This window comes from Geodermatophilus sp. SYSU D01045 (assembly GCF_054050295.1).
Genome location: NZ_JBJGZB010000033.1, coordinates 34,735 through 42,924, shown reverse-complemented (window position 1 = coordinate 42,924; position 8,190 = coordinate 34,735). Strand labels below are relative to the sequence as shown.

Annotated in this window: 11 protein-coding genes and 1 tRNA gene; 10 read left to right on the top strand and 2 right to left on the bottom strand. The window is 73.4% G+C overall.

The annotated features are described in order from the left end of the window. Positions 1 to 51 precede the first annotated feature (51 nt). Together ettA and ACI798_RS20600 are read right to left on the bottom strand one after the other, a co-directional pair. A complete protein-coding gene (gene ettA, locus ACI798_RS20605; protein ID WP_456940779.1) occupies positions 52 to 1,722 on the bottom strand; it encodes an energy-dependent translational throttle protein EttA in 1,671 nt (556 codons plus the stop codon). A gap of 104 nt (positions 1,723 to 1,826) precedes the next feature. Beyond that, positions 1,827 to 2,336, bottom strand: a complete 510-nt coding sequence (locus tag ACI798_RS20600) for a single-stranded DNA-binding protein (RefSeq protein ID WP_456940780.1) — start codon at positions 2,334 to 2,336, stop codon at positions 1,827 to 1,829. Positions 2,337 to 2,517: 181 nt separating this feature from the next. Here ACI798_RS20600 and ACI798_RS20595 point away from each other — a divergent pair. From ACI798_RS20595 to ACI798_RS20550, 10 genes are all read left to right on the top strand, one after another. Then, positions 2,518 to 2,590: transfer RNA gene (locus ACI798_RS20595), tRNA-Arg, on the top strand. A gap of 84 nt (positions 2,591 to 2,674) precedes the next feature. Next, a complete protein-coding gene (locus ACI798_RS20590; RefSeq protein WP_457048830.1) occupies positions 2,675 to 3,574 on the top strand; it encodes a tyrosine-type recombinase/integrase in 900 nt (299 codons plus the stop codon). 251 nt (positions 3,575 to 3,825) lie between these two features. After that, complete coding sequence (locus ACI798_RS20585) at positions 3,826 to 4,077, top strand: hypothetical protein (RefSeq protein ID WP_457048829.1); 252 nt, start codon at positions 3,826 to 3,828, stop codon at positions 4,075 to 4,077. Continuing rightward, positions 4,074 to 4,367, top strand: coding sequence for a hypothetical protein (locus ACI798_RS20580; RefSeq protein WP_457048828.1), 294 nt, complete (start codon positions 4,074 to 4,076; stop codon positions 4,365 to 4,367). Before ACI798_RS20585 ends, ACI798_RS20580 begins: the two co-directional genes overlap by 4 nt. After that, the gene (locus ACI798_RS20575; RefSeq protein WP_457048827.1) at positions 4,364 to 4,777 is read left to right on the top strand and encodes a hypothetical protein; all 414 of its coding nucleotides are present in this window, start codon (positions 4,364 to 4,366) and stop codon (positions 4,775 to 4,777) included. Before ACI798_RS20580 ends, ACI798_RS20575 begins: the two co-directional genes overlap by 4 nt. Further along, positions 4,774 to 6,021: an AAA family ATPase gene (locus ACI798_RS20570; protein WP_457048826.1), complete on the top strand. Its 1,248-nt coding sequence runs from the start codon at positions 4,774 to 4,776 to the stop codon at positions 6,019 to 6,021. Before ACI798_RS20575 ends, ACI798_RS20570 begins: the two co-directional genes overlap by 4 nt. A gap of 219 nt (positions 6,022 to 6,240) precedes the next feature. After that, the gene (locus ACI798_RS20565) at positions 6,241 to 6,402 is read left to right on the top strand and encodes a hypothetical protein (protein ID WP_457048825.1); all 162 of its coding nucleotides are present in this window, start codon (positions 6,241 to 6,243) and stop codon (positions 6,400 to 6,402) included. A 156-nt stretch (positions 6,403 to 6,558) separates the two neighbouring features. Further along, on the top strand, positions 6,559 to 6,747 hold the full coding sequence (locus tag ACI798_RS20560) for a hypothetical protein (protein ID WP_457048824.1): 189 nt from the start codon (positions 6,559 to 6,561) through the stop codon (positions 6,745 to 6,747). A gap of 20 nt (positions 6,748 to 6,767) precedes the next feature. Next, positions 6,768 to 7,016, top strand: coding sequence for a hypothetical protein (locus tag ACI798_RS20555; RefSeq protein WP_457048823.1), 249 nt, complete (start codon positions 6,768 to 6,770; stop codon positions 7,014 to 7,016). Beyond that, positions 7,013 to 7,753 (top strand): hypothetical protein, encoded by a 741-nt coding sequence (locus ACI798_RS20550; RefSeq protein ID WP_457048822.1) that lies wholly within the window; start codon positions 7,013 to 7,015, stop codon positions 7,751 to 7,753. Before ACI798_RS20555 ends, ACI798_RS20550 begins: the two co-directional genes overlap by 4 nt. Positions 7,754 to 8,190: the final 437 nt, after the last annotated feature.

Here is an 8,190-nt window from a genome sequence, read left to right as displayed (position 1 = left end):
GCCGGCCGGAGCAGGTGCTCCGGCCGGCCGTCGGCGGGGTGTGACCGCGGACTAGTCGCGGGCCAGCTTGCGGTAGGTCGCGCGGTGCGGGCGGGCGGCCTCGGGACCCAGCCGCTCGACCTTGTTCTTCTCGTAGTCGGCGAAGTTGCCCTCGAACCAGAACCACTTCGACTCGCCCTCGTAGGCGAGGATGTGGGTCGCCACGCGGTCGAGGAACCACCGGTCGTGGCTGACCACCACGGCGCAGCCGGGGAACTCCAGCAGCGCCGACTCCAGGCTGGTCAGCGTCTCGACGTCGAGGTCGTTGGTCGGCTCGTCGAGCAGGAGCAGGTTGCCGCCCTGCTTGAGGGTGAGCGCGAGGTTCAGCCGGTTGCGCTCACCGCCGGAGAGCACGCCGGCCGGCTTCTGCTGGTCCGGGCCCTTGAAGCCGAACGCCGCGACGTAGGCCCGCGACGGCATCTCCACGTTGCCGACCTTGATGTGGTCCAGCCCGTCGGAGACGACCTCCCACAGCGTCTTCTTGGGGTCGATGCCGCTGCGGGTCTGCTCGACGTAGGAGACCTTCACGGTCTCGCCGACCTTGATCTCGCCGTCGTCCGGCTTCTCCTCGCCGACCAGCATCTTGAACAGCGTGGTCTTGCCGGCGCCGTTCGGCCCGACGACGCCGACGATGCCGTTGCGCGGCAGCGTGAACGACAGATCGTCGATGAGGATGCGGTCGCCGAAGCCCTTGGTGAGGTCGCGGCTCTCGACGACCACGTTGCCCAGCCGCGGGCCCGGCGGGATCTGGATCTCCTCGAAGTCCAGCTTGCGGAACTTGTCGGCCTCGGCCGCCATCTCCTCGTAGCGGGCCAGGCGCGCCTTGCTCTTGGCCTGCCGGGCCTTGGTGTTGGAGCGGACCCACTCCAGCTCCTCGGCCAGCCGCTTCTGCCGCTTGGCGTCCTTGGCGCCCTCGACCTTGAGACGGGCCGCCTTGGTCTCCAGGTAGGTGGAGTAGTTGCCCTCGTAGGGGTAGGCCCGGCCGCGGTCGAGCTCGAGGATCCACTGGGCGACGTTGTCGAGGAAGTACCGGTCGTGGGTGACGGCGACGACGGTGCCGGCGTACTTCTCGAGGTGCTGCTCCAGCCACGCGACGCTCTCGGCGTCGAGGTGGTTGGTGGGCTCGTCGAGCAGCAGCAGGTCGGGCGCCTCGAGCAGCAGGCGGCACAGGGCGACGCGGCGGCGCTCACCACCGGACAGGACGGTGACGTCGGCGTCGCCGGGCGGGCAGCGCAGCGCGTCCATGGCCTGCTCGATGCGGGCGTCGAGCTCCCACCCGTCGGCGTTCTCGATGACCTCCATGAGCTCGCCCTGCTCGGCCAGCAGCGCGTCGAAGTCGGCGTCGGGCTCGCCCATCGCCGCGCTGACCTCCTCGAAGCGGGTCAGCGCGTCGCGGATCGGCTTGACGGCCTCCTCGACGTTGCCGCGCACGTCGAGCTCCTCGTTGAGCGGCGGCTCCTGCAGCAGGATGCCGACCGTGGCCTCCGGCGCCAGCGTCGCGTCGCCGTTGGAGGGCTGGTCGAGCCCGGCCATGATCTTGAGGACGGTGGACTTCCCGGCGCCGTTGGGCCCGACGACACCGATCTTGGCGCCGGGCAGGAAGGACAGGGTGACGTCGTCCAGGATCACCTTGTCGCCGTGCGCCTTGCGGGCACGGACCATGGAGTAGATGTACTGAGCCACTGGGCGTTCGAGCCTTCCGTCGGTGCGCGAGGAGGGGCGGGCCGGTGTCTGCTCCGGCCCGGCCCCCGTGCGTTCTCGGCCCCGATCCTCCCAGTTCGCGGCGGCTAGCGGAGAGCCGGTTCCGGCAGGGCGTCGAGCGCCGCGCCGGCCGCGGACGAGTCGGGGTCCAGCTCGTACAACGGCTCGACAGGCTCCGGATAGTCCCGCTCGCCGGCGGCGTCGTCGACCGGCTCGGCCGGCGGGGGCGCGGCCGTCGTCCGCCGGGTCTTGCGGAACTCCGCGGTGCCCTTGCTCAGGTCGAAGCCCACGGTCCGGGCCCGGACCCGCGGCCGGCTGTGGCGACCCGTGTCGTTCTCCCACTCGTCGGTGCGCAGCGTGCCCCGGACGATGACCGGGTCGCCCTTGCTGACGCTGTGCGACACGTTGCCGCTCAGCTCGTTCCAGCACTCGACGTCGACGAAGAACGACGCGCCGTCGACGAAGCCCTGCGCGGTGCCGTCCCAGCGCCGCTCGGTGGAGGCGACGCGGAAGTTGGTGACGGTGCCGCTCTGGGTGCGCACGCGGCTGGGTGAGGTGACGACGTTGCCGATGACGGTGATCTCGGTGGCGCTCACGGTGCTCCTCGGGTCTGGCAGGCCGGCACGGTGCCGGTCGCGGACCCGACCCTCGCCCCGCCCAGGAGCCCGTGGCGGCGCCGGGAGCGACCTGTGGAGTACCCGGCGCCTGTGGACGGTGGCCGGTCCGGCCGTCACCGGCTCACGCCCGACGCCGCGGAGGTGTCATCCTTGCGGCCGAGCGCCCGTAGCTCAGCGGATAGAGCAGGTGCCTTCTAAGCACTTGGTCGCAGGTTCGAGTCCTGCCGGGCGCGCTCAGGTCGCTGACCTGCGTCGATAGTGGCACACCGACGGGTGAGACACACGCACACCGCTCAGACACGCGATAATTTTGTCCGGTGCGCGACACCTGGGACAGCCTCATCCGCGACTTCGGCCGGCACCTGAAGGGCACCAACCGGGCCGAGAACACGCAGAAGATCTACCGGCGGGCTGCCGTCGGGCTGGTCGAGCACCTGGCCGCCGCCGGTGACCTGCCGGCGCCGGACAAGCTGACCCGCCGGCACGTCGAGGGCTACATGGCGCACCTGATCGAGACCCGGTCGGCGTCGACGGCCAACGTCGTCTACCGGGCGCTGCAGCAGTTCATCCGCTGGCTGCTCGACGAAGAGGAGATCGACCGGTCCCCCATGGAGCGGATGCGCCCGCCGATCGTCCCCGAGAAGCCGGTGCCGGTGCTGACCGAGGACCAGCTGCGCACCCTGCTGGCCGGCGCCAAGGGCAACAGCTTCGTCGACCGCCGCGACAACGCCATCCTGCGGCTGCTGCTCGACACCGGCGGCCGACTGTCGGAGGTCGCCGGCCTGGCCGTCGACGACCTGGACTTCGACCACGACGTCGCGCACGTGCTCGGCAAGGGCCGCCGCCCCCGCGCGCTGCCGTTCGGCCAGCAGACCGGCCTGGCGCTCGGCCGCTACCTGCGTGCCCGCGCCAAGGAGAAGCTGGCCGGCCGCCCCGAGCTGTGGTTGGCCGAGAAGAACCGGGGCCCGCTGTCGAGCAACGGCATCGCGCAGATGCTCGGCCGACGCGGCGACGCCGCCGGCATCCCCGGCCTGCACGCCCACCAGTTCCGGCACACCGCCGCGCACCAGTGGCTGGCCGCCGAGGGCAGCGAGACCGACCTCATGCGGCTGATGGGCTGGAAGTCCCCGCAGATGCTGCGCCGCTACGGCGCCTCGATGGCCGACCAACGGGCCCGCGAGGCGCACCGCCGACTCGGCCTCGGCGACCGGCTGTAGGGACCACGCGCGCTGTCCGGCCGACTCTGCAGGATGAATCTTGTGAGATGGCACACCGTGAGGAGGCGCCAGAAACCGACATACGCGACAGCAGACGACAGCGGCCGACAGGCGCGACGCGCAGGCGCTGAGGGACGTTCTCGCAGGTCAGGAGCCTGAGTCATCGTGCGGGCGTGACCTCTCACCGCTCTGCGAGCCCCGCTGCCGGCCGCGCGCTGCGCTGCCGCATCGCCGCCCACCGCTCATGGTCAATGACCGAGGACCGTGCCGCCCGCACGGCGGCGGCACGGGCTGCCGCCGACCGCCGGTTCGACGACCTCGTCGACCCCGACCGCGTGCTGCCCGAGGACGAGCGTCGCCGGCGCGCCGAGCACGCCCGTAAGGCGCACTACCTGGAGATGGCCCTCAAGTCGGCCGAGGCCCGGCGCGCCAAGGCCCGGCGCCGGACGTCCGCTGGCGGCGCCGCAGACCGGCGCACCACGCCGGGCGGTGCAGCCGCGTGACGACGTACGAAGGGCCGGCCCCCGCGCCACGGGTGACCGGCCCCTCCGAGGTTGACGCCGCCCCCAAGCAGCACAAGCTCGACGACCACCGTAGCGCCAGCGCCGCCGTGCTGGTCAGCTGGCGCCGGCCCGCCAGCCTGGGCGTGGTCGTGCGCTGTGTGGCCGGCTGCGGCCAGCTGCACCAGCACGTCATCCCGCTCGACTCGGCCGAGCCGGTGGTGCGCGAGAGCCGGTGCCGGCGTGGCCCGTACCGGCTGGCGCTGGCCGACGTCCTGGCGGTGACCGCGTGACCGGCCCCGCGCGGTCGTCGACGACCCTGCTGCCACCGCTGCCGCTGGCCGAGCCTGACGGCCTCGTCGTCGGCTGGTGGCTGGCCGACGTGCCGGCCGACGCCCCCGACGACGTGCGCGAGGGTGTCGCCCGCCGGCAGCACGCCGCCCTGCACGGCCGCTGCCCGTGCGGCGCCGAGCAGCTGTACGGCGACAAGAGCACCCGCCGGCACACGCTGCCGTGCTGCCAGCCGCTCGGTGTGCCGCGCTGCTACCACCGCCCCGGCTGTCCTGGCGGCGATCGGGCGCTGGCCGAGGCGCTGGCCCGCTGGCGGCTGCCGCACGGTGGGCGCCTCCCCGACAACTGCGTGTCGGCGCCGCCGTCGGCCATGCGCCGCGCGTGGCGCCGGCGAGGAGGGGGCGCCCGGTGAGCAGGGTTACGAGGGTCGAGGACGCCGAGGAACAGCTGCTCGTCAAGGGCCTGCAGGTCGCCGGTCATGACCCGATCAGCGAGGACCGCCACGACGGCCGGATCGTCCGGCGCTACCGGTGTCCGAGCGCCGGTCACCGGAACGCCGACATGCCGCTGGCGCTCACCCACTACGCGACGACGACGCAGCGGTGGGACGTCTGCTGCACCGAGTCGTGCACGCTGCCCGACGTCGGCGCCGCCCTCGGGCTGGTGTACGCCGGCGCCGAGTCGGTCGCCCTGCCCGCGACCAAGCCGGCGCGGTCGCCGCTGCGCGACCGGCTGCTCAGTCGCGCCCAGCTGGCCCAGCTGCCCCGCCCCGAGCCGCTGGTCGACGGCACTATCGACCGGCGCACCGTCGCCGGCGTTGTCGGCAACTGGGGCACCGGCAAGTCGTTCATCACCCAGGCATGGGCGGCCAGCGTCGCCACCGGCGCCTCGTGGCTGGGCCGCTCGGTGCTGCCTGGTCGGGCGTTCTACCTGGCGGCCGAGGGCGCCCACGGCCTCGACGCCCGCTTCGCGTCCTGGGAAGCCGGCTGGCGGCACACCATCCCCGGCGGCGGGCGCATCATCCCCGAGCAGCACCTGACGGTGCTGCCGGCCCCGGTGAACCTGCTCGACGCCGGGGCCGTCGACGAGCTGTGCGAGCTGGTCACCGGGCACGAGCTGGTCGTCGTCGACACCCTCGCCCGGTGCATGGTCGGCGGTGACGAGAACAGCGCCAAGGACATGGGCATCGTCGTCGACGCCCTCTACCGACTGCGCGACGCCACCGGCGACGGCACGGTCGTGTTCGTCCACCACACCGGCAAGGACCGCACCACCACGCGCGGCAGCAGCGCGCTGGAGGCCGGCGTCGACACCGTCTACCTCGTCGAGGGCGACGCCCGGCTGATGAAGATGAGCCGCACCAAGCGCAAGGGAGGTCCGCGCGAGGACACCCTGCAGCTCAGGCTCTCCCAGGTGCTCGACTCGGCCGTCGTAGTGTCCGCGATAGGTGCGGACATGACCCCGAGCGCCGACCAGCTCATGTCCGTGTTCATGTCCGCGTTTGACTCCACCGGGGCCAGCAAGGCCGAGCTGCGGGCCGCCGCCGGCATGGCGCCGGCGACCTTCCACCGGTCGCTGAATGTCCTGCTCAACACGGGTGCGCTGGTCAACACCAAGACCGATGAGCGGCCGTTCTACAAGGCCGGTGCTCAGTGATCTTGTCCGTCTGTCCGCTGGTGTCCACCGACCTCGGACATGTCCGTCCGTTTGTCCGGCCCGTTAGGGCCGGACACGGGCAGTCGGGACACGGCCATCGAGGGCCAGAAGGGCGGGGAGGCCCCGCCTGACAGCCGGGCCGAGAGGGACCCACGCCCGTGCCGGCCCCTCGGCCGGAGCTCACCGCCTACCGCCCCACCGACCACGAGGAGCACCGCCGTGACGACCACCGTCTGCCCCGACTGCCACGAGCCGTCCCGCGTGCCCGTGCACGCCCGCGAGGGCCGGTGCCCCGACACCTGCCGGCCCGTCCGTCAGCGGACCCGGCGCCGGCGCCGCCCGCCGGCCGAGCCGGTGCGCCTGGCCTGGGCGCACGTGTAGCCCGCCGGGCCGGCGTGAAGCGCAGCTGGCTGCTGGGCCATGGGCAGCAGTCCGGCACGTATGGCGGGGAGCCTGCGTCCTTTTCCGCGGCAGTGATCCGACCAGCGCCGGCCCGGCACCCCCACCGACCACCGACCACCACGAGGAGACGACCCGATGACCACCGACGCGCTCGACCCCGGCACCGACGGCACCTACCCGTTCTGGCCCCGCACCGACGCCGCCGGCACCCGGATGCCCACCGGCGTGCACCTGCAGCCCGGCCCCGACGGCCAGCCGGTGCCGGTCGACCTGACCCCCACCGACACCGCCGGGCAGCCCATCGAGCTGCCGCCGGCCAGCTGACACCGACAGGAGACACCGACATGACCCACGACGACACCGGCCGCGCCAGCTGGCCGACCCATCCCGACGGCAGCGTCCGTGGCCGGCTGGCCGCCGGCCACGCCACCAGCTCGACGGCCAGCCGGCGCACTCCCACGCCCGCCGAGACCAAGCACGCCGAGGCCATCCGCGCCGCCATCGCGCGCGGCGAGCCGGTCACCCCGGCCATGCGCATGACCCTCGGCCAATACGACCTCGACCACGCCACCGGCAAGGAGACCCAGCAGTGAGCGCCGAGACGACCAGCCCCGCCGACCTCGACACCGCCCGCCGCCAGCTGGCCGACGCCGAGGCCGCCGCCGCCCAGCTGCGCGCCGACGTCGAGACCCGCGCCGCCGAGGCCCTGGCCGCCCGCGAGCGCCGGTTGGCCGAGTTCGACGCCGCCGCCGTCGACACCATCACCGAGCGCATGGAGCAGCTGCGCGCCGAGGAGGCCCAGGCCGCCGAGGACTTCCGCGCCGCCGTCCTGGCCGATCCGATGTACGACGCCTGGGTGCGGATGCGCGCGGCCACCGGCGCCCGCTTTCACCTCGACAGGGAGCTGAGCGGCATCGCCCACCGGCTGGGCCGGCCCGAGCACCGCACGACCGAGCGGTGGGGCCACGAGTCGCTGACCGAGGAGGCGCTGGCCATCGCCACCCGCGAGGCCAGCAACCGGGCCGCCGACGTTGCCGACGCCTACGACGCCGCCCGCGAGGCCGCCGGCGCCGGCGACGAGGGCACCCCGGCCCCCGACACCACCGGCACGGAGACGACCGAGACGACCACCCCCGAGGGCCGGCGGGTGCGGGTGACCAGGGACCTGCGCACCGGCGCCCAGACCGTCGTCGACGTCGAGACGGGTCAGCCCTACACCGCGCCGAGCCGCCGCGCGCCGGTCGACGACGGCGTGGCCAACGGCGCCCTGATCGACCGGGGCGGCCTGACTCCCGGCGACGGGTGGGTGCTGACGGCGGTCGACCTGTAGCCGCTGCTCGCTGCTCGACGGCGTGCGGCGACGGCCAGCAGCACCCCGGCCGCCCGGCAACGGCAGGACGGCGCCGGCCAGGACGGCAAGCGCCAGGCGCCCGCCACCACCGACAACACGCCGCCGGCTGTCGCGGCGACGACAGCAGCGAGACGACGCGACGTCGCCGCCGCTGCCGGCGCCGCTGACGCCGGTGACCATGCGACGTCGCCGACGAGGTGCGCGTCGACGTCGACCCCCTGGGGGCCCACCCCTCCCCCCCGGGGCCCGCTGTCCACCGTCCATGAGGTGCCTGTTTAGTTCGCCAGGTTCACAACCTGGCGACGGTGGACATGCGGCGGTGGCTGACTCACGGTGCCGCATTAACAGCGGCGTCACGCGATCGAGTGAATCTTGATCTTGCTCCTGCTGTCACTCTGTAACGCCTCACTCGGTGA

What these genes read in the sequence shown, in the direction of transcription:
- ACI798_RS20585 (WP_457048829.1), top strand. Translation starts at nt 3,826, where the DNA reads ATGACCGAGGACCGTGCCGCCCGCACGGCGGCGGCACGGGCTGCCGCC.
- ACI798_RS20560 (WP_457048824.1), top strand. Translation starts at nt 6,559, where the DNA reads ATGACCACCGACGCGCTCGACCCCGGCACCGACGGCACCTACCCGTTC.
- ACI798_RS20555 (WP_457048823.1), top strand. Translation starts at nt 6,768, where the DNA reads ATGACCCACGACGACACCGGCCGCGCCAGCTGGCCGACCCATCCCGAC.